The 23,113-nt window shown below is 65.0% G+C and carries 21 protein-coding genes and 1 pseudogene; 7 read left to right on the top strand and 15 right to left on the bottom strand.

Annotated elements, in window-relative coordinates; translation table 11 throughout:
• From BLR94_RS28100 to BLR94_RS25930, 4 genes and pseudogenes are all read right to left on the bottom strand, one after another.
• A pseudogene (locus BLR94_RS28100) lies at positions 1-161 on the bottom strand (C4-dicarboxylate ABC transporter); the annotation flags it as partial.
• A 292-nt stretch (positions 162-453) separates the two neighbouring features.
• Complete coding sequence (locus BLR94_RS25940) at positions 454-831, bottom strand: VOC family protein (protein WP_084308767.1); 378 nt, start codon at positions 829-831, stop codon at positions 454-456.
• A gap of 22 nt (positions 832-853) precedes the next feature.
• Positions 854-1,858 carry a DctP family TRAP transporter solute-binding subunit gene (locus tag BLR94_RS25935; RefSeq protein WP_084308768.1) on the bottom strand — a complete coding sequence of 335 codons (1,005 nt, stop codon included), beginning with the start codon at positions 1,856-1,858 and terminating at the stop codon, positions 854-856.
• Positions 1,859-2,256: 398 nt separating this feature from the next.
• Positions 2,257-3,144: a LysR family transcriptional regulator gene (locus BLR94_RS25930; protein WP_084308802.1), complete on the bottom strand. Its 888-nt coding sequence runs from the start codon at positions 3,142-3,144 to the stop codon at positions 2,257-2,259.
• Between the two features lie 178 nt (positions 3,145-3,322).
• Between BLR94_RS25930 and BLR94_RS25925 the strand changes: the two genes are divergently transcribed.
• Together BLR94_RS25925 and BLR94_RS25920 are read left to right on the top strand one after the other, a co-directional pair.
• Entirely contained in the window at positions 3,323-4,528 is a 1,206-nt protein-coding gene (locus tag BLR94_RS25925; protein ID WP_084308769.1) for a CaiB/BaiF CoA transferase family protein, read from the top strand.
• Positions 4,529-4,762: 234 nt separating this feature from the next.
• Positions 4,763-5,698, top strand: coding sequence for a hydroxymethylglutaryl-CoA lyase (locus BLR94_RS25920; protein ID WP_084308770.1), 936 nt, complete (start codon positions 4,763-4,765; stop codon positions 5,696-5,698).
• Positions 5,699-5,708: 10 nt separating this feature from the next.
• Here the strand turns inward: BLR94_RS25920 and BLR94_RS25915 are convergent, their stop codons facing one another.
• From BLR94_RS25915 to BLR94_RS25870, 10 genes are all read right to left on the bottom strand, one after another.
• Positions 5,709-7,238, bottom strand: a complete 1,530-nt coding sequence (locus BLR94_RS25915; RefSeq protein WP_084308771.1) for a DHA2 family efflux MFS transporter permease subunit — start codon at positions 7,236-7,238, stop codon at positions 5,709-5,711.
• A gap of 1 nt (position 7,239) precedes the next feature.
• Positions 7,240-8,424, bottom strand: coding sequence for an HlyD/EmrA/EmrK family protein (locus BLR94_RS25910; RefSeq protein ID WP_084308772.1), 1,185 nt, complete (start codon positions 8,422-8,424; stop codon positions 7,240-7,242).
• A 9-nt stretch (positions 8,425-8,433) separates the two neighbouring features.
• A complete protein-coding gene (locus tag BLR94_RS25905; RefSeq protein WP_175154262.1) occupies positions 8,434-9,879 on the bottom strand; it encodes an efflux transporter outer membrane subunit in 1,446 nt (481 codons plus the stop codon).
• Positions 9,879-10,346 carry a MarR family winged helix-turn-helix transcriptional regulator gene (locus BLR94_RS25900; protein WP_084308773.1) on the bottom strand — a complete coding sequence of 156 codons (468 nt, stop codon included), beginning with the start codon at positions 10,344-10,346 and terminating at the stop codon, positions 9,879-9,881. Before BLR94_RS25900 ends, BLR94_RS25905 begins: the two co-directional genes overlap by 1 nt.
• Before the next feature lie 247 nt (positions 10,347-10,593).
• On the bottom strand, positions 10,594-11,589 hold the full coding sequence (locus tag BLR94_RS25895; RefSeq protein ID WP_084308774.1) for a TRAP transporter substrate-binding protein: 996 nt from the start codon (positions 11,587-11,589) through the stop codon (positions 10,594-10,596).
• A gap of 127 nt (positions 11,590-11,716) precedes the next feature.
• Positions 11,717-12,541, bottom strand: coding sequence for an HpcH/HpaI aldolase/citrate lyase family protein (locus tag BLR94_RS25890; RefSeq protein ID WP_084308775.1), 825 nt, complete (start codon positions 12,539-12,541; stop codon positions 11,717-11,719).
• A gap of 155 nt (positions 12,542-12,696) precedes the next feature.
• On the bottom strand, positions 12,697-13,899 hold the full coding sequence (locus BLR94_RS25885) for a CaiB/BaiF CoA transferase family protein (RefSeq protein WP_084308776.1): 1,203 nt from the start codon (positions 13,897-13,899) through the stop codon (positions 12,697-12,699).
• Positions 13,900-13,979: 80 nt separating this feature from the next.
• The gene (locus tag BLR94_RS25880; RefSeq protein WP_084308777.1) at positions 13,980-15,332 is read right to left on the bottom strand and encodes an MmgE/PrpD family protein; all 1,353 of its coding nucleotides are present in this window, start codon (positions 15,330-15,332) and stop codon (positions 13,980-13,982) included.
• Between the two features lie 10 nt (positions 15,333-15,342).
• Positions 15,343-16,506, bottom strand: a complete 1,164-nt coding sequence (locus BLR94_RS25875) for an acyl-CoA dehydrogenase family protein (RefSeq protein WP_084308778.1) — start codon at positions 16,504-16,506, stop codon at positions 15,343-15,345.
• Positions 16,507-16,621: 115 nt separating this feature from the next.
• Positions 16,622-17,449, bottom strand: a complete 828-nt coding sequence (locus BLR94_RS25870) for an HTD2 family dehydratase (RefSeq protein ID WP_084308779.1) — start codon at positions 17,447-17,449, stop codon at positions 16,622-16,624.
• Between the two features lie 128 nt (positions 17,450-17,577).
• On the opposite strand from BLR94_RS25870, the gene BLR94_RS25865 reads away from it, so the two are divergent.
• The 4 genes from BLR94_RS25865 (at position 17,578) to BLR94_RS25850 (ending at position 20,417) form a co-directional block, all read left to right on the top strand.
• Positions 17,578-18,486, top strand: coding sequence for a LysR substrate-binding domain-containing protein (locus BLR94_RS25865; RefSeq protein ID WP_084308780.1), 909 nt, complete (start codon positions 17,578-17,580; stop codon positions 18,484-18,486).
• Positions 18,487-18,709: 223 nt separating this feature from the next.
• Entirely contained in the window at positions 18,710-19,378 is a 669-nt protein-coding gene (locus BLR94_RS25860; protein ID WP_084308781.1) for a CsgG/HfaB family protein, read from the top strand.
• Positions 19,379-19,392: 14 nt separating this feature from the next.
• The gene (locus BLR94_RS25855) at positions 19,393-19,749 is read left to right on the top strand and encodes a DUF4810 domain-containing protein (protein ID WP_084308804.1); all 357 of its coding nucleotides are present in this window, start codon (positions 19,393-19,395) and stop codon (positions 19,747-19,749) included.
• A gap of 5 nt (positions 19,750-19,754) precedes the next feature.
• Positions 19,755-20,417, top strand: a complete 663-nt coding sequence (locus BLR94_RS25850) for a DUF799 domain-containing protein (protein ID WP_084308782.1) — start codon at positions 19,755-19,757, stop codon at positions 20,415-20,417.
• Between the two features lie 45 nt (positions 20,418-20,462).
• Here the strand turns inward: BLR94_RS25850 and BLR94_RS25845 are convergent, their stop codons facing one another.
• Positions 20,463-22,016, bottom strand: coding sequence for a sigma-54-dependent transcriptional regulator (locus tag BLR94_RS25845; protein WP_084308783.1), 1,554 nt, complete (start codon positions 22,014-22,016; stop codon positions 20,463-20,465).
• A 280-nt stretch (positions 22,017-22,296) separates the two neighbouring features.
• On the opposite strand from BLR94_RS25845, the gene phhA reads away from it, so the two are divergent.
• Positions 22,297-23,082: a phenylalanine 4-monooxygenase gene (phhA, locus tag BLR94_RS25840; protein WP_084308784.1), complete on the top strand. Its 786-nt coding sequence runs from the start codon at positions 22,297-22,299 to the stop codon at positions 23,080-23,082.
• The last annotated feature ends 31 nt before the right edge of the window (positions 23,083-23,113 follow it).

Genomic DNA, 23,113 nt, shown 5'->3' with positions numbered 1-23,113 from the left:
AGCGCATCGCCTGCGAACGGCAGCGCATCGCCAAGGGCATAGAAAACGCCGTAGAGGTTGTTGAACACCACGTACGAGAAGGTGACCAGGGTCATCGCCGCGAGAAGAAACGCCACGGCGGCTTCCTCGAGGCGATTCCATAGGCGCTGCAACGCATTCATCAGCGGTCTCCCAGAGAGAGTTGTTGTAATTGTTTTGCCAAGCCGACTCTAACCCCGCCGTCTGGCGGGCAGATATTCACGATTGGTAAACGCGGCCTTCGGCGTGGGCGAATAGTGCAGGGGCAGCTTCAAGCGGCAAGCTCCAAGTTAAAGGCGCTAGCGGACATTCGTAGGGTGGACGACGCTTCATCCGTCCACCGCTCTGCGATCGCGATGGTGGATGAAAAGAGCGTCAGCTACGCGCCCCGATCCACCCTACGGCTGCTATCGCCTTGTAACGGCCTTTCGGGGCTCAGGCCGGTTCGGATATTTCGATCAGGTTCAGGTCGGGGTCGCGCAGGTACACCGAGCGGATCGGCCCCGTGGCGCCGGTGCGCATCACCGGCCCTTCGATGATCGGCCAGCCGACCCGCTGCAGGTGCGCGATCACCTCCTCCAAGGGCTGACTGGCGATGAAGCACAGATCCAGCGCACCCGGCACCGGCAGGTGAGCCTTGGGCTCGAACTCCTTACCACGCACGTGCAGGTTGATCTTCTGGTTGCCGAAGCAGAACGCCTGGCGGCCATTGCCGAAGGTCTCCAGGCGCATGCCCAGCACCTCGACGTAGAAGTGCGTGGTCGCGTCAGCATCGGCCGCGGTCAGCACCAGATGATCCAGGTGATCGAGCATGGCGGTCTCCGTGTTCTCTGGATTACTGGCCAGCAGCGTTGGCGGCCTGGGCCGCTTCGATCAGGTCACTGCCGATCCTGCCTTCGTATTGCTTCCAGATCGGTCGCATGATATCGCGCCACTGTGCCCGCTCCTCGTCGCTGAGGGTGATCAGCTCATGCTTGCCGCTGGCGAGGATCTGCTCCTTGTCCTTTTCGTTGAGCGCCAGCGCCTGGCGATTCACTTCGGCAGTGACCTCATCGATGATGCTGCTCAGCTCGCCACGCACGTCCTCTGGCAGGCCGTTCCAGAATGCCGCATTGGTGATCAGCATGTAGTTGCCGACGGCATGGTTGGATTCGATCATGTACTGCTGCACTTCATAATGGCGCTGGCTGTAGATGTTCGACCAGGGATTGTCGGAGGCGTTGATCACCCCGGTCTGCAGGCCCTGATAGATCTCCGCGAAGGCCATCTTGCGCGGCACCGCACGCAGTGCGCTGATCTGCGCGGCCTGCAGGTCCGAAGGCTGCACGCGGAATTTCATGCCCCGGGCATCGCTCGGCACGTGCAATGGTTTGTTGGCGGTGAACTGGCGCATGCCGTTGAGCCAGTAGGCCAGGCCGAGAATGCCGTTGTTCTCCAGGCTGTGCAGCAGCTCCTGGCCCTTGGCCGACTGCTCGAAACGCTGTGACGCCGCAGCGTTGTCGAACAGGAACATCAGATCGAAGATCTGCACCCGTGGCTGATACTTCTCCAGCTTCACCGGTGCAGGCGCCAGCAGTTGCACGTCGCCGAGCAACAGCGCCTCCATCTCCTTGCCATCGCCGAACAGCGAAGAGTTCGGGTACACCTCCACGCGCGCCTTGCCCGCCAAGCGTTCCTTCACCAGTTTCTGCAGCATGCGCGCGCCCTGCCCCTTGGGCGTCTGGTCGGAGGCGACGTGGGCGAACTTGATGACGATTTCTTCGGCCTGCGCGGCGCCGCCGAAGGCCATGGCGGTGGAAAGCAGCACGCAGGACAAGCTGCGCGAGAGTAAGCGGGACATGAGGCGATCTCCTGTTGTTGTTAGTGCGGCGGGTCAGTGCCCTGCCGGATGCCTTTGTTCGCGACGAACTCTACTGCAGCGCCGAGAGCGACTAAATTCTTGATTGGCCAAGCCTGCCTTCGTGGTTGCCGAAGGCAGGGTCACTAGGGTCTATTGACGTGTCAGCACGACCGCGCCGGAGCCAGTTTTAGCGCGAGGCAAGGCACGAGGTGCGAAGTTTGGCTGGCCAAATGAGCCACCGAGAAACGCAGCATCGCGCTAAAACTGGCCCGGCCCTACGGGTTGCGCGGGAAATCACGCCATGCGTCGTTGGAGGACTTGAAAAGGGAATGCCATTCCCTGCGTCCTCCGCCTCGCTTGGCGAGATTTCTCGCAGCAACGCGGCTCGCGCTGAAACGTCAACAGACCCTAGCCAAGTGATCGACCATCTGCCGGGCGATCAGCGACAGGTTGTCGTAGTGCCGTACGCAGATGTTCAACGCGCGGATCGCCCAGGCATCCTCGATCTCCACGGCACGCACCGCCATGCCCGGCAGATAGGTGCGCACGGCCTGCTCGGGGAGGATGCCGATGCCCATGCCGGTGTGGATCATCCGGCAGATCGCCTCGAAGCTGCGCACCTGGATGCGCACCCGCAAATGCGCGCCTACCTGCTGCGCTGCCTCGCTGATCAGCGCATGCAGCGACGCCTCCTTCTGCAGGCCGATGAAGTCGTAGCCCACGGTGTCCAGCAGGGTCACCCGTTCGCGGGTCGCCAGGGGATGCTCGTTCGGCACCACCAGCACCAGCCGATCGCGGCGGTAGGGAAAGACCTGCACGCCATCGGCCTGCACATGGCCGGCGAAGATGCCGATATCGGTCAGCCCCTCGCGCACGGCGTGGACGATCTCGCTGCTGACCCGCTCTTCCAGATCGATACGAATCTGCGGGTGCTGGGCGGTGAAGGCGCTGAGGTCCTCGGGCAGAAAGGCGATCACCGCCGAGGTGTTGGCGTGGATGCGCACATGGCCGTTGATGCCTTCGCTGAACTCGCTGAGGTCGGCCTGCATGTGCTGAATGTTGTCCAGCAGGTTGCGCGCGTGGTGCAGCAGCGCATCGCCCGCTGGCGTCAACGCCACGCCCTTTGGCTGGCGATACAGCAAGGGCGTGCGCAGGTGCGCCTCGAGGTCGCTGATGCGCTTGCTCACCGCCGCCAGCGCCAGGTGCTCGCGCTCGGCGGCCCGGGTCAGGCTGCGCTCATCGGCAATGGCCACGAACAGCTTGAGGGTCAGAAAATCCACGCGCATGGCAGGCTCCGCTTCGTGATTGGCGAAAGGCTCATCGCCGCGACTGGCGCCGGGCAGGAGCGGCCACACCATAAGCCTTCGCGAGAGGCGAAGCCAGACTTGGCGATTGACTGATTGCGGCCAGGCCCGCCGTGGGAGATGCTCGCCGCCATCGACCCCAGTCATCGGGAATTCGCACATGTCTGCCGACTCAACCGTAACACCCATGGCCCTGGCCGGGCTCAAGGTCATCGAAATGGGCCAGCTGATCGCCGGCCCCTTCGCCAGCAAACTGCTCGGCGAGTTCGGTGCAGAGGTGATCAAGATCGAACCGCCGGGTATCGGCGACCCGCTGCGCAAATGGCGCAAGATCAAGGACGGCACGTCGCTGTGGTGGCACGTGCAGTCACGCAACAAGCAGTCACTGACCCTCAACCTCAAGGAAGCCGAAGGCCAGGACATCGTCCGCCGCCTGGTCGCCGAAGCCGACATCCTGGTGGAGAACTTCCGCCCCGGCACGCTGGAGGAATGGGGCCTGGGCTGGGACGAACTGTCACGCATCAACCCGCGGCTGATCATGCTGCGCATCTCCGGCTATGGGCAGACCGGCCCCTACCGCGACCTGCCGGGTTTCGGCGTGATCGGCGAGGCCATGGGCGGCCTGCGCCACCTGTCCGGCTACCCCGGCCAGGCGCCGGTGCGGGTCGGCGTGAGCATCGGCGACTCGCTGTCGTCGCTGTATGGGGTGATCGGTGTACTGCTCGCCCTGCAGGAGCGCAACCGCAGTGGCCAGGGCCAGCAGATCGACGTTGCCCTGTACGAGTCGGTGTTCGCCATGATGGAAAGTCTGGTGCCCGAATACGACGCCTTCGGCTACGTGCGTGAACCGGCGGGCAGCGCCCTGCCCGGCATCACCCCCTCCAACTCCTACCCGTGCGCCGACGGCAGCTACGTGCTGATCGCCGGCAATGGCGACAGCATCTACAAGCGCCTGATGAACCTGATCGGCCGCCTTGACCTGGCCGACGACCCGCGCCTGGCGCAGAACGACGGGCGCAGCCAGCACGCCGAGATGATCGACGCTGCCATTGGCGAATGGACGGCCCAGCGCGGCCGCGACGAGGTGATCGACGCACTCAAGGGCGCGCGGGTGCCGGCGGGCTATCCCTACACCGCCGCCGATATCGTCAGCGACCCCCATTACCTGGCCCGGCAGATGATCGAGACGGTACGCACCAGCGCCGGCCCGCTGAAAGTGCCGGGCGTGCTGCCGAAACTCAGCCGCACCCCGGGCCGCATCGGTGAAGGTGGCCCGCAGCTGGGCGAACATACCGATGATGTATTGGCCGGTCTGGGCCTGAGCGACGAGCAGGTCAAGGGCCTGCGCGAGCGCGGGATCATCTGAGAAATCCCGACATGCCCTGTAACGGTGGATGGATAAAACGCCATCCACCCTACGCCACAACGGATGCGTAGGGTGGGCAACGCGGAGCTTGTCCACCAAATGTGCCGCAGAGCGAAGGAAGCTTGGCCAGCCTCTTACATGCAATCGCTGTGGTGGAAGGATGAAGCATCAGCTACGTGCGCCGATCCACCCTACGAGCCGCAGCCCGTAGCCCGACACAACCAGGACTTGCCCATGACCAAACGCCTTTATATCCAGGACGTCGCCACCCGTGACGGTTTCCAGATCGAAGCGGCCTTCGTGCCGACCGAGGACAAGATCGCGCTGATCGACAAGCTGTCGCAGACCGGCCTGGCGAAGATCGAAGTCACGTCGTTCACCTCGCCCAAGGCGATACCCAATCTGCGTGATGCCGAACAGGTGATGCGCGGTATCAGCCGCGCCCCCGGCGTGGAATACACCGTGCTGGTACCCAACCTGCGCGGCTGCGAGCGGGCGCTATCGTGCCAGGTGGACGAGATCAACCTGGTGATGTCGGCCAGCGACACCCACGGCCTGGCCAACCTGCGCATGACGCCGGAACAGTCGCTGGCGCAGTTTCGCGAGATCATCGAGGCCACTCGCGGCAGCGGGGTGTTCATCAATGCGTCGCTGTCGACCACCTTCGGCTGCCCGTTCGAAGGCGCGGTGCCCGAGGCGCGCGTCCATGAGCTGACCCAGCGCCTGCTGGATCTTGGCGTTCAGGGCGTGACCCTCTGCGACACCACCGGCATGGCCGATCCCGCCCAGGTCGAGCGCATCTGCCGCGAGTCGCTGCGGCGCTGGCCCGAGACGCTGTTCACCGCGCATTTCCACAATACCCGTGGCATGGGCCTGGCCAATGCCCTGGCGGCGCTGAATGCCGGCATCGAGCGGTTCGACGCCTCCCTCGGCGGGCTCGGCGGCTGCCCCTATGCGCCGGGCGCCAGCGGCAACATCTGCACGGAAGACCTGGTGCACATGTTCCAGCGCATGGGCCTGAACACCGGCGTCGACCTCGAAGCGCTGCTGGCGGCGGCGGCCACCCTGCCGGAGCTGATCGGCCACGAGGTGCCCGGCGCCATCCTCAAGGCCGGCACTTCAGAACGCCGTTATCCGAAACCGAAATGGATGAGCGAAGCACAAGCCTGATCGCTCGACTTCAATGCCCGCCGCCCGACTCCGCTGCGCCCTTGGCGGAGAATGGGGGCTTGGCCAGGTAGATGATCAGGATCAGGCCGAAGAACAGCCAGCCCATCAACGTGAAGTAATCCACGGTCGAGAGCATGTAGGCCTGACTCTCCACCACCCGGTCGATCTGCAGGTAGGCCGATTGCGAGGCGCCGCCGAGCTGCTCCAGATACTGGTGGGTGGCCGGATCGTAGGGCGTGACGTGCTCGGTCAGTTGCGCGTGGTGATAGATCTCCCGGCGATGCCAGATCCAGGTGGTCAGCGACGAGGCGAAGCTACCGCCCAGTACCCGCAGGAAGGTGGCCAGGCCGGAGCCGTCGGCGATGTCCTTCGGCGGCAGGCTGGAGAGCAGGATGCTGGTGGTGGGCATGAAGAACAGCGCGATCCCCAGGCCCATGAACACCTGCACCTCGGCGATATGCCGATAGTCCACCTCGGTGTTGAACGAGGCCCGCATGAAGCACGACGCGCCAATCACCAGGAACGATCCGCCGGCCAGCAGGCGCAGGTCGAACTTGTGCGCGTACTTGCCCACCAGCGGCGACAGGAACAGCGGCAGGATGCCGATCGGCGCTGCCGCGAGCCCGGCCCAGATCGGCGTGTAGCCCAACTGGGTCTGCAGCCACTGCGGCAACAGCAGGTTGATGCCGAAGAACCCGGAGTAACCGAGCACCAGCGCCAGGGTACCGAAAGTGAAGTTGCGGTACATGAACAGGCGCAGGTTGATGATCGGATGCTGATCGGTCAGTTCCCAGATCACCAGCGCCACCAGCGAGACCACCGACACGGCGCTACCGATCTGGATGAAGGTCGACTCGAACCAGTCCAGGTCATTGCCCTTGTCGAGCACCACCTGCAGCATGCCGACCCCCAGCACCAGCAACGCCAGGCCGATGTAGTCGATGGGCTGGTGGACGATGGTTTCCGGCCGTTTGCGCAACTGCGCCCAGACCACGAAGGTGGCCAGAATGCCGATCGGTATGTTGATGAAGAAGATCCACGGCCAGCTGTAACTGTCGGTGATCCAGCCGCCGGCAATCGGCCCGATGATCGGTGCGACCACCGTGACCATCGCCAGCAGCGCCAGGGCCATGCCGCGCTTGGCGCTGGGGAAGATCGCCAATAGCAGGGTTTGCGCCATGGGATACAGCGGGCCGGCGACCAGCCCCTGCAGGGCACGGAACACCACCAGTTCGGGCATCGAACGGGCGATGCCGCAGAGAAACGAGGTGATCACGAACAGCACCACCGCGGCGAGGAACAGCTTCACCTCGCCAAAGCGCCGCGCCAGCCAGCCGGTCAGCGGCAAGGCGATGGCGTTGCACACGGCGAACGAGGTAATGACCCAGGTGCCCTGCTCCGAACTGACACCCAGATTGCCGGAAATGGTTGGCAAGGCGACGTTGGCGATGGTGGTGTCGAGCACCTGCATGAAGGTCGCCAGGGAGATGCCGATGGTGGCCAGCAGCATGCTGGCCGGGCGAAAGTTGGCGTCGCTCATGTCAGCCCCGAGCCGTGGAGGCCTGGGCCGGGCCATTGGCGTGGATGATGCGTTCGATCAGCGCATCGGCCTCGACCAGCGGCGCGTCGTAGACGGCGGTACTGAAGCGCGGCTCACTCGGCATCTGGGTGGACAGCTGGGCACCGCTCTGGTCGTGCAGGTCCACGGTTACCGCGGTGGACAGGCCGATACGCAGCGGATGGCTCTGCAGCGCTTCTTCGTCCAGGCGGATGCGCACAGGCAGACGCTGCACGATCTTGATCCAGTTGCCGCTGGCGTTCTGCGCCGGCAGCAGGGAGAAGGCGCTGCCGGTACCTACGCCGAGGCTCTCGACGTGGCCCTGATAGGTCACTTCATCGCCATACAGATCGGCCTCGACGGTCACCGGCTGGCCGATGCGCATCTCGCGCAGCTGGGTTTCCTTGAAGTTGGCGTCGATCCAGATTTCATGCAGCGGCACCACGGCCATCAGCGCGGTACCGGGCTGAATGCGGCTACCGACCTGCACCGAACGGCGTGCCACGTAACCGCTGACCGGCGCCACCAGGGTGCTGCGGGCGTTGTTGAGAAAGGCCTGGCGCAGCTGTGCGGCGGCACTTTTCACGTCCGGGTGGGAGGCGATAACGGTGTCATCGACCAGCGCCTGGTTGGTGTCCAACTGCTGCTGGGCGGAGGTCAGCGCACTCTGCGCGCTGCTCAGGGTGTCCTGGGCGTGGGCCAGTTCCTCACGGGAAATCGCGCCTTTGCTGGCCAGGGTCACGCGTCGCTGATAGTCGGCCTTGGCGCGCTGCACGTCGATCTTGCGCGAGGCCACCTGGGCCTTGTAGCTGTCGACGTTGCTGTACAGCCCGCGCACCTGACGCACCGTACGCGCCAGGTTGGCCTCGGCGCTCTGCTGGGCCACTTCGGTGTCGGCCGGGTCCAGCCACACCAGCGGCTGGCCGGCTTCGACATAGTCACCGTCATCCACGGCGATGCGCGTGACGGTGCCGGTGATCTGCGGGGTGATCTGCACCAGGTTGCCACCGACATAGGCGTCGTCGGTCTCTTCATAGAAGCGGCCGTACAGCTCGTGGTAGGCGAAGATCGCCACGCTGCACAGCACGACGATGACGCCGAGGCCCAGCAGCAGGCGTTTGCGCTTGCCCGAATTAGGGGCGGCGGGAGTGGCTTGAGATTCGGTCATGGCGAGTACTCAGCGTGCGGAAGTGGATGATGGAGCGGCAGCCTCGAAGCCACCACCCAGGGCCTGCATCAGCAGCACCGACGCGTCGATACGCTCGGCACGCAGATTGGCCAGTTGACGTTCGCTCTGCAGCAGTTGCTGCTCGACGCTCAGCGCATCGAGGTAATTGCCGATGCCATCGGCATAGCGCTGCATGGCGATGTCGTAGGAACTGCGGGCGATGTCACGGGCCCGTTGCTGCTGCTCGATCTGCTGCTCGAGGGAGCGAATGCGGCTGATGCCGTCACCGATATCGCCGAGCGCGCCAACCAGGGTCTGGTTGTACTGCGCCACGGCCACGTCGTAATCGGCGTTGCGCCCAGCCAGCGCGGCGCGCCGAGCGCCACCGTCGAAGATCGGCAGGCTGAGAGCCGGGCCAACGCTGAAGAAGCGGCTGGCGCCACCGAACATCGCATCGCCGAGCAGCGACTTGCTGCCAGCAGCGACGCTCAGATTGAGGTTGGGGTAGAAATCGGCCTTGCTGGCATCGATATCGCGGGTGGCTGCCTCGACGCGCCAGCGCGCGGCGACCAGGTCGGGACGACGGCCAAGCAACTCGGCCGGCACGTTGGCCGGCAGGCTGACCGCCGTGGGGGCGATCAGCTGCGGCCGGGGCAGCGTGGCACCGCGATCCGGGCCCTGGCCAAGCATCACGGCCAGGCGAATGCGCGCACTGTCGACCTGCCCGGTGGCGGCGGTCAGGCTGGCTTCGGCGGCGGCTTCCAGGCTCTGGGTCTGTTGCAACTGGTATTCGCTGTCGAGGCCGGCATCGACACGGCTGCGGGCCAGGTCGAGCATGTCGCGACTGCGCTTGAGGTCCTGCTCGGCAAGATCCCGGGTGGCGTAGGCCAGGCCGAGGTCGTTGTAGGCGCGGGTCACATCGGCGGCCAGGGTCAGGCGCGCGCCCTGGCGATCCACCTCACTGGCACGGGCACGGCCCAGCGCCGCTTCCCAGGCGGCCCGCTCGCCACCCCACAGATCGAAGCGGTAGCCACCCTCCAGCGACAGGCTGCGCAAGGTGCCGTAACGGCCGCCCTGCCCGCTGGGGTCATCGACCCGGGCGGAGCGTGAGCGGGTGACGTTGGCATTGGCGTCCAAGGTCGGCTGACGCTGCGCATCGGCGGCCAGCACAGCAGCGTTGGCCTGGCGGGCACGGGCATCGGCGACCTGCAGGTCCGGGTTGCTGCCCAGGGCCTCTTCGATCAGCCCGCTCAACTGCGGATCACCCAGGCGATTCCACCAGTCACTCGCCGGCCAGGCAGCCGGCGACAGGTTGGCGGCAAAGGTCTGCCCCTGCAGGCTGGCGGCATCCAGGGTATGACCTTCGGTGTGCAGGCCCTCCTGCGAGGCACAGGCGGCCAGCAGTAGCGCGCTGAAAATCAGGGTCAAGGGGGTACGCAACGGCATGGTGTTCATCATTCTCCTGGCACGTGCGGCAGCGCATCGGCGGCCATCAGCATTTTTTTCAACAGGCGTTGGAATTCGTCGAGTTCGGTGCGGCTCAGGCAGCCGGTCAGCTCATTGGTGGCATCCGCGGCGATCTGCGGCACTCGCACGCCGAGGGCATTGCCCGCCTCGGTGAGCCTGAGGCGTACCTGGCGGCGATCCTCATGGCTGCGTTCGCGAGTCAGCAGGCCCTTCTGCTCCAGGCGGTCGAGCATGCGGGTCATCGCCCCGCTGTCGAGACTGAGCAAACGCACCAGATCGGCGGGCGTGCTGGCGCGGCTCTGGCTGATCAGCAGCACCACCTTGAACTGCGCGGCAGTCACGCCGTGGTCCACCAGATGGCGTTCCAGCATGCGATCCTTGAGCTGATTGATCAGCGCAATGAGGTGGCCGGGGGAGTGCTGCAGCGAGAACCGCTCGCGGTCGAAATGTGGCATCGGGAATTACCTGCCCAGGCAGTGAATGCCGTGCAGACTACTGCCCAGGCAGTGAATAGCCCAATTACATTTTGTAATACTCGGTATCGATTTCAGAAATACTTTGAAATATACCGAGACTCCGAAGCGGCAGATCGGGCTGCGATCGGTCCAGGGCTTCATGCCGCCGGGATGGGAATGTGGCCTGGGTTGCAGATACGAAAAAGCCGCGTCCTGTCGACGCGGCCTCTGGGGGCGTGGCGGCTTGTCACTGTGCCTGGTTGGACGCCTCGGCCGCCTCGATCAGCTCGGCACCGATCTCGCCTTCGAATTTCTTCCATACCGGGCGCATGGCTTCACGCCATTTCTCGCGCTGCTCGGGAGTCAGCTCGATGATCTCGCTGGTGCCCGCCTTGACGATGGCGGCACGGGCTTCCTTGTTGAGCTCGTCGGCCTGACGGTTCACCTCGGCAGTCACTTCGACCATGATCGTGTCCAGCTCGCTGCGTACATCCTCGGGCAGGCTGTTCCAGAACTTGGTGTTGGTGATCACCATGTAATCGATCAGGCCATGGTTGGATTCGGTGAAGAACGGCTGCACCTCATGCACCTTCTGGCTGAAGTAGTTCGACCAGGTGTTCTCGGTGCCGTTGACCACCCCGGTCTGCAGGCCCTGATAGACCTCGGCGAAGCTCATCTTGCGTGGCGCGGCACGCAGCACCTTGAACTGCTCGTCGAGCACCGCGGAAGCCTGTACGCGGAACTTCAGGCCACGGGCATCCTTGGGTTCGTGCATCGCCTTGTTCGACGACAACTGCTTCAAGCCGTTGTGCCAATAGGCCAGGCCGGTGATGCCCTTGCCTTCCATGCTGGTCAGCAGCGCCTTGCCCTGCTCGCTGGCCTGAAAGCGGTCGACCGCCTCCATATTGTCGAACAGGAACGGCAGGTCATAGATCTGGATCGGCTTGGCGTAATGCTCGAACTTGGCCAGCGAAGGCGCCAGCAACTGCACGTCACCGAGCAGCAGCGCTTCCATCTCCTTGCCATCACCGAACAACGAGGAGTTGGGGTACACCTCGACCTTGACCCGGCCGGACAGCCGCTCCTCGGCCAACTTCTTGAACAGCAGCGCGCCCTGGCCCTTGGGCGTGTGCTCGGCAACCACGTGGGCGAACTTGATGCTTATGGGATCAGCAGCGTGCAACGCGCCAGCCACGGAAAGCGACACAGCGCAGACCAGCGCCTTGAGGGATAGCTTGAGCATGGGTGTACCTCATCTTGTTTTTGTAGTTGGGCAGTCGTTCGAGCCACTGATCACTGTTTACAACGTTGCGATCCCTGCACGGAATTCACCATTGTGCAAAGGCGCGTTCACCATCGCCGAACGCCGCCTAGCCCGCTGCCCCGGCACGCTCGGCGATGCGTCTGGCGCGGCCGACCACCGGTGCATCGACCATCTGTCCGTCGACCACGAACACACCGTCGCCGCCCGCGCCGGCCTGCAGCACCCGGCGTGCCCAGGCCAGTTCCTCGGCCGATGGCGCCAGCGCCCGATGCACCACGGCGATCTGGCAGGGGTGGATGCACAGCAGCCCGCCGAAGCCCGTGTCACGCGCATCGCGGCTGGCGCGGTCGAGGCCGGCCTGGTCCTGGATCGCCGGGAATACGCTGTCCAGCGGCGCCGCCAGCCCGGCCAGCCGGCTGTGCAGCAGGATCGCGTAACGGGCCTGGTCGAGCAGGCGCTCGGCCGCCGTGGTGCCGCTGTTCAGGCCCAGGTCGAGGCCCAGATCCAGGGCGCCGAACGACAGCCGCTCGACACCGGCGGCCGTGGCGATGGCCGGCAGCTCATGCAGGCCACGGGCGCTTTCGATGATCGGCCATATCGGTTTGCCGGCCTCGGCGACCCGCGCCACCTGCGCCACGCTCTCCACCTTGGGCAGCAGCACGCCGATAACGCCTTCATGGCGCTGGCACAGCGCGATGTCCGCGGCGTGCCCGGCGTGTTCGGAGGAGTTGATACGCACCAGCAGACGCGCTTCGGGATTGTCGGTCAGGAAACGCTTCAGGTTGTCGCGCGCTTCGACCTTGAGGCTTTCCTGTACCGCATCCTCAAGATCGACAATTACCGCGTCGGCGCCACTGGCCAGCGCCTTGGGGATGCGCTCGGGGCGCGAGGCGGGAACGAACAGCGCGGTTCGGATGATGGGTGTCGTCATGGCATCTGCTTCCTGACGTGAAACTCGTTAATTGGAGGGAGCGCTTGGCGTTGTGGGCGATCAGCACGTTGCCTGTGGGAACGGGCCATGCCCGTGATTCGTACGCATGGCGCGCTCCCACAGAAAAACGCAAACCGAGGTCCTGGCCACAAACCTCAAACCGCGCCGCTGACCTTCAGGCCGGCTATCGCGGCATCGCCGTAGCCCAGCTCGGCCAGCAAGGCTTCGGTGTGCTCGCCCAGCGCCGGCACCGCATCCATCCGCGGGCTGAAGGCGCTGTTGCTGCCAGGCGGCAGCAGCGCGGGCAGGCTGCCTGCCGGGCTGTCCACCTGACGCCAGCGATCGCGTGCCTTGAGCTGCGGGTGGGCCCAGACACCGGCCATGTCATTGACATGGGCGTTGGCGATCTGTGCCTGTTCCAGCCGTTCGATCACCTGTTCGGCACTGAGCACGGCAAAGGTGCCTACGATGATCGAGCGCAGCGCCTCACGATTGGCCGAACGCCTGGAGTTCGCCGAGAAACGCTCATCGGTCGCCAGTTCCGGCTGCAACAGCACCCGCTCGCAGAATGCCTGCCATTCGCGCTCGTTCTGCAGGCCGAGCATCACCGTGCCGCCGTCGCCAGCGGGGAATGGGCCATAAGGATAGATGGTCGAGTGGGCGGCCCCGGCACGCGGCGGCGGCGTGGCACCGTCGTAGGCGTAGTACAGGGGATAACCCATCCACTCGACCAGGCTCTCGAGCATGCTCACATCGATGCGGCTGCCCAGACCGGTCCTGCCACGCAGCAGCAGGGCCGAAAGAATGTTGCTGTAGGCATACATGCCAGCGGCGATATCGGCGATGGAGCAACCGGCCTTGGCCAGTTGGTCGTCGCCGGCCCCGCCAGTGACCGACAGGAAGCCCCCCTCGCTCTGGATCAGCAGGTCGTAGGCCTTCTTCTTCTCGTAGCTGCCGCCTTCGCCGTAGCCGGAAATGTCGCAGACGATCAGCGTCGGGAAGCGCTCATGCAGCGCCTCGAACGACAGGCCCATGCGCGTCGCCGCGCCCGGTGCGAGGTTCTGCACCAGCACGTCGGCCTTTGCCAGCAGGCTGTCGAGCACCTCACCGGCAGCGTCCTGCTTGAGGTCGAGGGTCAGGCTCTCCTTGGAACGGTTGGTCCACACAAAGTGCGACGCCAGGCCATTGACCCGCTCGTCGTAACCGCGGGCGAAATCGCCACTGCCGGGGCGCTCGACCTTGACCACCCGGGCGCCCATGTCGGCGAGCTGACGGGTGCAGAACGGTGCCGCGATGGCGTGTTCCAGGCTGACCACGGTGATGCCATCCAGGGGCCGGGTTTGCTGTGCGTTATTCATGTCCGGTTCCTTAATCCGTAGGGTGGATCGGGACGCGTAGTCCGCGCTTCACCGACCCACCGGAAAGTCGAAGCCCGCCTTCAGGCCAGGTCGCTCAGGTCTTTCGTTTCGCGCAGACGCCAGACCCGCTCGATCAGCACACCGGCTTCGTCCTCGCTGCGCTTGCCGGCGAATGCCAGCAGGCGGCGGAACTTGTCTTCCAGCTCGGCGCGGTCGAGGGTGTTGCCCGGATCGCCCTTGGGCTCGTCGATGGCGCCGCGCAGGGTACGGCCGTCGGTGGTGAGCACCTCGACCCGACCCAGCCAGCGCGCCGGATAGGCGCCATCCACCTCGGGGTCGAGGCGCATGCTGACCTTGCCCCTGAATTCGCTGACCTCAGCATCGCTGAGCGACAGCTTCTCGAACTCGCTGAGCTGCGCCTTGCCATGCACGGCGATCAGGCCCAGCACGGTACCCATGGAAAACTTGGCCTGGTGCACGGTCTGCGGCACCACCACACGCCCCAGCACATCGATGGCGCCCTGGTGCACATGGGTGATCACCTGGGCGATGTCGCCATGCCGCAGGCCTTCGCGCTGCATCAGGCCCAGCAGCGCATCGGCGGCCGGGTGGGTATGCCGGCAGGAGGCATGGAACTTGAACGAGGTCTCCGCCAGCGCCCAGCGGCTGCCGAGGCGATCCGACAGTTTGCTCGGGTTGGCATCGCTGGACATCCCGGCGGCCATGCCCTGCTCGCCCTCGAGGATGTTCCGTGCGCCGGTCAGGCCCTGCTCGGTGAAGTACGCGGCCAGCAGGCCATCGGCGGCGGCCTTGGCGGTATGCAGTTGCTTGGAGTCGGCGGCGTCGCGCAGGAACTCCCAGAGCCCGGCGGCCTGGGTGCCGGCATTGCCGAGCAGGTGAATGAACTGCTGTTTGTCGAAGTTCAGCAGCTTGCCCACCGCCACGGCAGCGGCCAGGGTGCCGACCGTGGCCGTGGTGTGGAAGATGCGGTAATGGGAGCGGCCGAGGAATTCACCGATGCGGATGCCCGCCTCGTAGCCGGCCACCGAGGCCAGCAACAGCTCGCGGCCGGACTTGCCCAGATCCTGCGCGGCCGCCAGGGCCGCCGGGAATACCACGGTGGCCGGGTGCAGCACCGAGCTGTTGTGCAGGTCATCCTGCTCGACCAGATGGGACGAAGCGCCGTTGACCAGCGCCGCGAAGTACGCCGAGGTGCCGCGACCGTTGACCAGAATGCGCGCCGGGCCATCGGCCGGGCCCATCTTCTGCGCATAGGCTTCGAACAGCGGAATCGGCCGCGCGCCTTCACTGGCCAGGGCCGAACCGAGCCAGTCGAGGAACAGGTCTTCGGTACGATCCAGCACCTGCGTGGGGATCTGCTCATAACGGAGGTCGGCTAGAAATGCAGCGAGCTGCTGAGTATGGGTGCTCATGGCAAGCTCCTTAAAAACTGCGCGGCAGCTCGAGCAGGTGCTCGGCCACGTAGGACATGATCAGGTTGGTGGAGATCGGCGCCACCTGGTACAGGCGGGTCTCGCGGAACTTGCGCTCGACGTCGTATTCATTGGCGAAGCCGAAGCCGCCATGGGTCTGCAGGCAGGCGTTGGCCGCCGCCCAGGAGGCTTCCGCCGCCAGGTACTTGGCCATGTTGGCGCTGGCCCCGGCGTTCTCGCCACGGTCGTACTGCTCGCAGGCGCGCCAGCGCATCAGGTCGGCGGCCTCCACTTCGATATGGGCCTTGGCGATAGGGAACTGCACACCCTGGTTCTGGCCGATCGGGCGGCCGAACACCACGCGATCACGGGCGTAGGCACTGGCTTTTTCGATGAACCAGCGACCATCGCCGATGCACTCGGCAGCGATCAGCGTACGCTCGGCATTCAGGCCGTCGAGGATGTAGCGGAAGCCCTTGCCCTCCTCGCCGATCAAACTGCTGGCAGGAATTTCCAGGTTGTCGAAGAACAGCTCGTTGGTCTCATGGTTGACCATGTTGGCGATCGGCTGCACGGTCAGGCCGTTGCCGATGGCGGTGCGCAGGTCGACCAGGAAGATCGACATACCTTCGGATTTCTTCTTCACCTCGGCGAGCGGCGTGGTGCGCGCCAGCAGGATCATCAGGTCGGAATGCTGGATGCGCGAGATCCATACCTTCTGGCCGTTGATCACGTACTTGTCGCCCTGGCGCACGGCGGTGGTCTTGATCTTGGTGGTGTCGGTGCCGGTGGTGGGCTCGGTCACGCCCATGGACTGCAGGCGCAGCTCGCCGCTGGCCAGCTTCGGCAGGTAATAGCTTTTCTGTTCGTCGCTACCGTTACGCAGCAGGGTGAACATGTTGTACATCTGCCCGTGGATGGTGCCGGAGTTGCCGCCGCAGCGGTTCACCTCCTCGAGGATCACCGAGGCTTCGGCCAGGCCCAGGCCAGAGCCGCCGTATTGTTCCGGGATCATCGCCGACAGCCAGCCGGCTTCGGTCATGGCCGCCACGAAGGCTTCCGGGAAGCCCTTCTGTTCATCGATCTTGCGCCAGTATTCGGCAGGAAATTCGGCACACAGGCCGCGTACGCCTTCGCGGATGGCATTCAGTTCTTCGTTGTTGTTGGGGGTCATAACGGTTCCTCGGTTAAACGTAGGGTGGATCGGGGCGCGTAGCTGTCGCTTTTCACATCCACCGACACACCGCTCGGTGGATCGATGAAGCGCGATCCACCCTACGGTTCAGCGTTCAGTCGAATTCCACGTCGGCCTGCTGGGCCATGCCGGCTTCGTTGCCGGCCCACAGCTGCGCCTTGCCCGGCGCGCTGATGCGCCCCGCCACCTCGAAGGGCTCTGGCGCGATCAGCGGACGCAGGCCGCGATAGGCGAAACGACGCAGGCGGGTCTGCGGGTTGGCGCGGCAGAACGCGCGCAGGTTCAGGGTGGCGATCAACGGGCCGTGCACCACCAACCCGGCATAGCCTTCGCTGTCAGTGACATAGGGCCAGTCGTAATGAATGCGATGGCCGTTGAAGGTCACCGCGCTGTAGCGAAACAGCAGTGTCGGGCTGGGAACCACGCCCTCGCGCCAGTCACCGGCCGGCAGCGCCTCGCCGGCACCGCTCTTGGGCGGGCTGGGCTCGCGGTAGACGATGTCCTGCTCCTCGCGGATCGCCAGCTCGCCGTCCTGCCGGTAGTCGTGCTGCACGGTGACGAACAGCAGCGCACCGGTGCGACCGTGCTTCTCCTCGATGTGCGTGATGGTCGACACGCGGGTAGCCTCGCCACCGACCCGCAGTGGTGCGATGAACTCGACGCGACCGCCGGCCCACATGCGGTTGCGGTTGTCGGCCGGGGGCAGGAAGCCACCGCGCGCCGGGTGCCCGTCGCCACCCAGGGAGCTTTCGGTAACCGGCTCCTGGAAGAATGCCCAGTGCCACAGCGGCGGCAGCGCCTCGCCATGAGCGGGCGTGTCTTCGCCCAGGGTCGCGGCGATACGCATGACCAGGTTGCGGCTCAGTTGATCGTGGGCTTCTTCGGTGCGGCCGATCCAGGCGGAAAAAGCAGCGTCGCTCATGGTGGATTCCAGCGGTCTTTTCATGTGCCGCCAGCATGCAGCCCGCGATCCGTTCCGAGAATCCTCATTTATTTAATCCAGCGTTCGGATATGCTGAACGCTGCTCCCATCCATTGAACGCGACTGCCATGCATTTCGACCTGCCGGATCTGCGCCTCTTCATCCATATCGCCGAATCGCCCAGCCTGACCCAGGGCGCACGGCGTGCCTCGCTGTCGCCCGCCGCGGCCAGCGCCCGCATCAAGGCGCTGGAAGGCCAGCTCGACACTCGCCTGCTGTACCGCGACAGCCGTGGCGTGGAGCTGACACCCTCCGGTCAACGCCTGCTGCAGCACGCGCGGTTGATCATGCGCCAGGTCGATTACCTGAAAAGCGAGTTCACCGAATACGGCAGCGATTCGGCCGGGCATATCCGCATCTTCGCCAATACCACGGCGGTGACCGAGTTCCTCCCGGAAATCCTCGCCGGCTTCCTCGCCGAGCGCCCCGGCGTGACGGTGGACCTGCAGGAGCGCCTGAGCCGGGACATCGTCCGCGGCGTGCTCGACGGCGGCGCCGACCTGGGCATCATCGCCGGGCCGGTGGAGGCCGCTGGCCTGCAGGTGCTGCATTTCAGCACCGACCGCCTGGTGCTGGTGGTGCCGGACAACCACCCCCTGGCCGGCCGTGATCAGGTCAGCCTGCGCGACACCCTGCAGTACCAGCATATCGGCCTGCACGACGGCAGCACGCTGCTGACCTTCTTGCGTGAACACGTGGAAACCCTGGGCGGCACCCTGTCGCTGCGCATCCAGATGTCCAGCTTCGAAGCCATCTGCCGCATGGTGGAAGCCAACGTCGGCATCGGCATCATTCCCGAATCGGCGGCCAGCCGGCATCGTCGTACCATGAAGCTGCACACCATCGAACTGCACGAAGCCTGGGCCATCCGCGAACGCAGCATGCTGGTACGCGACCTCGAAGCCCTGCCGGGCAGCGTGCGGGCGTTGATCGCCACACTGTTGCCGGAAGGTACGGCGAGCGAATCCCCACCGTGACCGCCAGCGGCACTGGCAATGCGTGCCGAGGCTCATCAAAATCGCCGGCGCAGGAAGCACGTACGCCCGCACCTCGGATTTAACGTCATGGACAGACTTCGGCAGTCTCCCTCGCGCAACACCCAGCGCGACAGCTACCCCCATGCATTAGCGCCTTGTGAATGTGTCCGGCAGCTTCCTGCCCGTAACAGGCTTCGCCTGCCCACTTTCTCAAGAGACGCCTATGAACAAGCTCCTCACCGCCGGCCTGACCGGCATGCTCGTGCTGCTCGCCGGTTGCGCCACCGAAAGCTCGCGCACCCTGGAAGTCACCAAGGTCACCAGCGCGTCGAGCCATTACAGCGGCCCACGCAACCCGATCGCCGTCGGCAAGTTCGATAACCGCTCCAGCTACCTGCGCGGCATTTTCAGCGACAGCGTCGACCGCCTTGGCGGGCAGGCCAAGACCATCCTGATCACCCACCTGCAGCAGTCCAACCGCTTCAATGTGCTCGACCGCGACAACCTGGCCGAACTGCAGCAGGAGTCGGGTTTCTCCAGGCAGGCTCAACAGGTGAAAGGCGCCAGCTTCGTGGTCACCGGCGATGTCACCGAGTTCGGCCGCAAGGAAGTCGGCGACCACCAGCTGTTCGGCATTCTCGGTCGCGGCAAGCAACAGATCGCCTACGCCAAGGTGAACCTCAACATCGTCGACGTCGCCACGTCCGAAGTGGTCTATTCCACCCAGGGCGCCGGTGAGTACAGCCTGTCGAACCGTGAAGTGATCGGCTTCGGCGGCACTGCCAGTTACGACTCGACGCTCAATGGCAAGGTGCTCGACCTGGCCATTCGCGAGGCCGTGAACAACCTGGTCAGTGGCGTCGACAGCGGTGCCTGGCGCCCGGTCAAATGAGCGAGGACTCGACCATGACACTCGCCCGTACTCCCCTTCTGCTCACCGCCCTGCTGGCCGCCGCCACGCTGGGCGGCTGCGCCCAGCAACCCAAGTCGCTGTACTACTGGGACGGCTATCAGCAACAGGTCTACCAACGCTTCGAGAACACCACCGGCACCGAGGAGCAGATTGCCGCCCTCGAAGAAAGCGTGCAGAAAGCCCGGGCCGCGGACCGTACCCTGCCCCCAGGCTTCCATGCCCACCTCGGCATGCTCTACGCGGAGATCGGCAAACCCGATCAGGTGCGCCAGCAATTCGAAACCGAGAAGGCCCTGTTCCCCGAGTCCGCGCAATACATGGACTTCCTGATGCGCAATATGGCGAAGTGACCGACATGCCTCTACTGAACTCAATCAGAACACTCGCGTCGCTGATCGTCCTCGCGCTGCTGGCGGGTTGCGTCACCCAGCAGCCCTATGACTACAGCGCCTTCAAGGAAAGCAGCCCGGCCTCCATTCTGGTGCTGCCACCGGTCAACAAGTCGCCGGACATCAAGGCCACCTTCAGCATGTACTCGCTGATCACCGCGCCCCTGAGCGAAGCCGGCTACTACGTGCTTCCGGTTGCGGTGGTCAACGAGACCTTCAAGCAGAACGGCCTGCTCAACGCCGAGGAAATCCGCGAAGTCCCGCCGCAGAAGCTGTACGAAATCTTCGGCGCCGACACCGTGCTGTATATCGACGTGACCGAGTACGGCAGCAGTTACAAGGTGATCAGCAGCGAGGTGGCGGTAGCCGCCAGCGCCACGCTGATCGACCTGCGCACCGGCAAGGAGCTGTGGAAAGGCATTGCTCGGGCCAGCTCTGCAGAGCAACAGCAGAACAGTGGCGGTGGCCTCGCCGGCATCCTGATCACTGCGCTGGTCAATCAGGTGATGAACAGCCTGAACGATCGCGGCCATGAGATCGCCGGCCTCACCAGCGCCCGCCTGCTGAGCAGCAACCCGGTCAACGGCATTCTGCCCGGCCCCCGCGCGCGGCCCGTCAGCGCTCGCTGACGCCCGCCAGACGAGCCCGGAGCACCGGGCTCGTTTTCATCGCTCTCACTCCTTGCCTAGGCCATGTTCGCGCAACTTGTTGGCGATGGTGGTATGGGACACCCCCAGGCGCTTGCCCAGCAATCGGCTGCTCGGGAACTCGGCGTGCAGGCGCTCCAGCACGGCCTTCTCGAAACGCCCGACGATGGCGTCCAGCCCGCCCTCCAGCGAGAAGTCGCCCAGCGGCTGCGCGGCTCCGTAGCCCGGCAGGCGGATATGCTCGGGCTTGACCACTGCGCCCTCGCACAGCGATACCGCCTGGAACAGCACGTTCTCCAGCTGCCGCACGTTGCCCGGCCAGTGGTAACGGCCCAATTTGTCCAGCGCGGCAGGTGCCAGGCCAGGCAGCGGGCAGCCGATCTGCCGGCTGGCGCGGTCGAGAAAATGCTCGGCCAGTGGTTGCAGACCATCGAGGCAGTCGCGCAGCGGCGGGATATGCAGGCTCAGCACGTTGAGGCGGTGATAGAGGTCTTGGCGAAACTCGCCACGGGCGCACAGCTCGGACAAATCGACCTGGGTGGCGCAGGTCACCCGCACGTCCAGGTACACCTCCTCGTCACTGCCGACCCGCCGAAAGCAGCCATCCTGCAGAAAGCGCAGCAGCTTGGCCTGCAGGCGCGGGCTCATTTCGCCGACGCCATCGAGAAACAGCGTACCGCCCGCTGTCAGCTCCAGCAGGCCCAGCTTGCCCTCGGCGCGGGCGCCTTCGAAAGCCCCAGGGCCATAGCCGAACAGTTCAGTCTCGGCCATCGACTCCGGCAGACCGGCGCAGTTGAGCGCCATGAACGGCGACTGGCCCCGCGGGCTGGCCAGGTGGCAGGCGCGGGCCAGCAGCTCCTTGCCGGTACCGGTCTCGCCTTCGATCAACAGCGGTGCGTCCAGCGGCGCCATGCGCCGCGCCTCGCCCACCACGGCGGCCAGCCCTCTGGAACTCTGGAAGATGCTGTCGAAACCACGCAGCTCCTGCTTGCGCACCTGGTAGATGCGCTCGCCGACGCGGTCGGCACGCTGCAGGCTCAGCACCGCACCGGCCATGGCCTCACTGTCGTCGTGGGCGCTGTGCAGCGGTGCGATATCGGCGAGAAACACGTCGCCACATACCTTCACTCGCAGGCCATTGATACGCGAGCGGTTGGCGCGTACCAGCTCTGGCAGGTCGAAATCCTCGACGTAGCGCGACAGCGCGATGCCCGGCACCTCGTCGACCCGTACGCCGAGCAGGGCCGCGGCGGCCCGGTTGGCGGCGACGATGCTGCCGCCCATGTCGATGGACAGCACCGGAAACTCCAGCGCGCCGAGCAAGGCGTTGAGTTCCAGGTGGCGACGCTCGCTGGGCATCAGGCCCACGCGCTTGACGCCGAACACGCCGGCAATGGCTTCGAACTTGGGACCCAGGGCCTGGAACTGCAGATTGATCAGGTTGGGGCAATGCAGGTAGATGGCGTTGCCCTGCTCGCCGCCGACCTCGCCCCGTGCGACGTTGATGCCATAGTCGACCAGCAACTCGAGGATGTCGCGCAGGATACCGACACGGTTCTGGCAATGGATCTTGATACGCATGACGGCCGCTCTTGTTATTTTCGTCAAGGTTTCTTGCCAGTCTAGTGGATCCGGCCGAGCCCACGGCAATGCATTGCGCGTGACGTAATGGTTTCTTTACGAAAACCCCGTCCATGGCGCTCGAACGGATCGCTCGCGCGCCTACCAGGATCCTCAGCCTGCGCCATGCTGCAGACCATGGGGTGGCCGCAGGACGGGTCGCTGCAGGGGCTGGACGCGTCGCGTCACCCAGCAGTCGATAGCCCGTGAACCACGCCGTGACAGACAGGGAGATCGCTCGATGAAAGCCAGCCAGTACCTCGCCAGGCAGCCCGATGCCAACGGCTTCATCCACTACGACGAGGTCGAGCATCGCACCTGGCAGATCCTGATCGAGCGCCAGCTCGCGGTCATCGAGTCACGGGCCTGCCAAGCCTATCTCGATGGCCTGGACAGCCTCGCCCTGCCCCGTGAGCGGATTCCCCAGTTGCCTGACATCAACCGTGTGCTGTGCGCCGCCACCGGCTGGCAAGTCGCGCAGGTACCGGCGTTGATTCCCTTTCAACGCTTCTTCGAACTGCTCGCCAACCGGCAGTTTCCGGTAGCCACCTTTATCCGCAGCGAAGCGGAACTGGACTACCTGCAGGAGCCGGACATCTTCCACGAGCTGTTCGGCCACTGCCCCTTGCTGAGCAACCCCTGGTTCGCCGAATTCACCCACACCTACGGTCGCCTGGGGCTGGCCGCCACGCCCCAGGAGCGGGTGTTCCTCGCCCGCCTGTACTGGATGACCATCGAATTCGGGCTGGTGGATACGCCGGCCGGCCGGCGTATCTACGGCGGCGGCATTCTCTCCTCGCCCCGCGAAGCGGTGTATTGTCTGTCGACGCAGCCCGAACACCTGCCGTTCGATCCGCTCGAAGCCATGCGTACGCCCTACCGTATCGACATCCTGCAGCCGCTGTATTTCGTGCTGCCGGATCTGCAACGGCTGTTCGCCCTGGCGCAACAGGACATCATGAGCCTGGCGCGACAAGCCATGACGCTCGGCCTGCACGCACCGAAATTCCCACCCAAGGCGGCCTAATCTGCCGGATCGATCACTCCCACGAGGAAAC

It is taken from the genome of Phytopseudomonas flavescens (assembly GCF_900100535.1).
Lineage (GTDB): Bacteria > Pseudomonadota > Gammaproteobacteria > Pseudomonadales > Pseudomonadaceae > Aquipseudomonas > Aquipseudomonas flavescens.
This window is presented reverse-complemented; position numbering and strand designations above follow the sequence as displayed.

What these genes read in the sequence shown, in the direction of transcription:
- BLR94_RS25940 (WP_084308767.1), bottom strand. Translation starts at nt 831, where the DNA reads ATGCTCGATCACCTGGATCATCTGGTGCTGACCGCGGCCGATGCTGAC.
- BLR94_RS25935 (WP_084308768.1), bottom strand. Translation starts at nt 1,858, where the DNA reads ATGTCCCGCTTACTCTCGCGCAGCTTGTCCTGCGTGCTGCTTTCCACC.
- BLR94_RS25930 (WP_084308802.1), bottom strand. Translation starts at nt 3,144, where the DNA reads ATGCGCGTGGATTTTCTGACCCTCAAGCTGTTCGTGGCCATTGCCGAT.
- BLR94_RS25925 (WP_084308769.1), top strand. Translation starts at nt 3,323, where the DNA reads ATGTCTGCCGACTCAACCGTAACACCCATGGCCCTGGCCGGGCTCAAG.
- BLR94_RS25920 (WP_084308770.1), top strand. Translation starts at nt 4,763, where the DNA reads ATGACCAAACGCCTTTATATCCAGGACGTCGCCACCCGTGACGGTTTC.
- BLR94_RS25915 (WP_084308771.1), bottom strand. Translation starts at nt 7,238, where the DNA reads ATGAGCGACGCCAACTTTCGCCCGGCCAGCATGCTGCTGGCCACCATC.
- BLR94_RS25910 (WP_084308772.1), bottom strand. Translation starts at nt 8,424, where the DNA reads ATGACCGAATCTCAAGCCACTCCCGCCGCCCCTAATTCGGGCAAGCGC.
- BLR94_RS25905 (WP_175154262.1), bottom strand. Translation starts at nt 9,879, where the DNA reads ATGAACACCATGCCGTTGCGTACCCCCTTGACCCTGATTTTCAGCGCG.
- BLR94_RS25900 (WP_084308773.1), bottom strand. Translation starts at nt 10,346, where the DNA reads ATGCCACATTTCGACCGCGAGCGGTTCTCGCTGCAGCACTCCCCCGGC.
- BLR94_RS25895 (WP_084308774.1), bottom strand. Translation starts at nt 11,589, where the DNA reads ATGCTCAAGCTATCCCTCAAGGCGCTGGTCTGCGCTGTGTCGCTTTCC.
- BLR94_RS25890 (WP_084308775.1), bottom strand. Translation starts at nt 12,541, where the DNA reads ATGACGACACCCATCATCCGAACCGCGCTGTTCGTTCCCGCCTCGCGC.
- BLR94_RS25885 (WP_084308776.1), bottom strand. Translation starts at nt 13,899, where the DNA reads ATGAATAACGCACAGCAAACCCGGCCCCTGGATGGCATCACCGTGGTC.
- BLR94_RS25880 (WP_084308777.1), bottom strand. Translation starts at nt 15,332, where the DNA reads ATGAGCACCCATACTCAGCAGCTCGCTGCATTTCTAGCCGACCTCCGT.
- BLR94_RS25875 (WP_084308778.1), bottom strand. Translation starts at nt 16,506, where the DNA reads ATGACCCCCAACAACAACGAAGAACTGAATGCCATCCGCGAAGGCGTA.
- BLR94_RS25870 (WP_084308779.1), bottom strand. Translation starts at nt 17,449, where the DNA reads ATGAGCGACGCTGCTTTTTCCGCCTGGATCGGCCGCACCGAAGAAGCC.
- BLR94_RS25865 (WP_084308780.1), top strand. Translation starts at nt 17,578, where the DNA reads ATGCATTTCGACCTGCCGGATCTGCGCCTCTTCATCCATATCGCCGAA.
- BLR94_RS25860 (WP_084308781.1), top strand. Translation starts at nt 18,710, where the DNA reads ATGAACAAGCTCCTCACCGCCGGCCTGACCGGCATGCTCGTGCTGCTC.
- BLR94_RS25855 (WP_084308804.1), top strand. Translation starts at nt 19,393, where the DNA reads ATGACACTCGCCCGTACTCCCCTTCTGCTCACCGCCCTGCTGGCCGCC.
- BLR94_RS25850 (WP_084308782.1), top strand. Translation starts at nt 19,755, where the DNA reads ATGCCTCTACTGAACTCAATCAGAACACTCGCGTCGCTGATCGTCCTC.
- BLR94_RS25845 (WP_084308783.1), bottom strand. Translation starts at nt 22,016, where the DNA reads ATGCGTATCAAGATCCATTGCCAGAACCGTGTCGGTATCCTGCGCGAC.
- phhA (WP_084308784.1), top strand. Translation starts at nt 22,297, where the DNA reads ATGAAAGCCAGCCAGTACCTCGCCAGGCAGCCCGATGCCAACGGCTTC.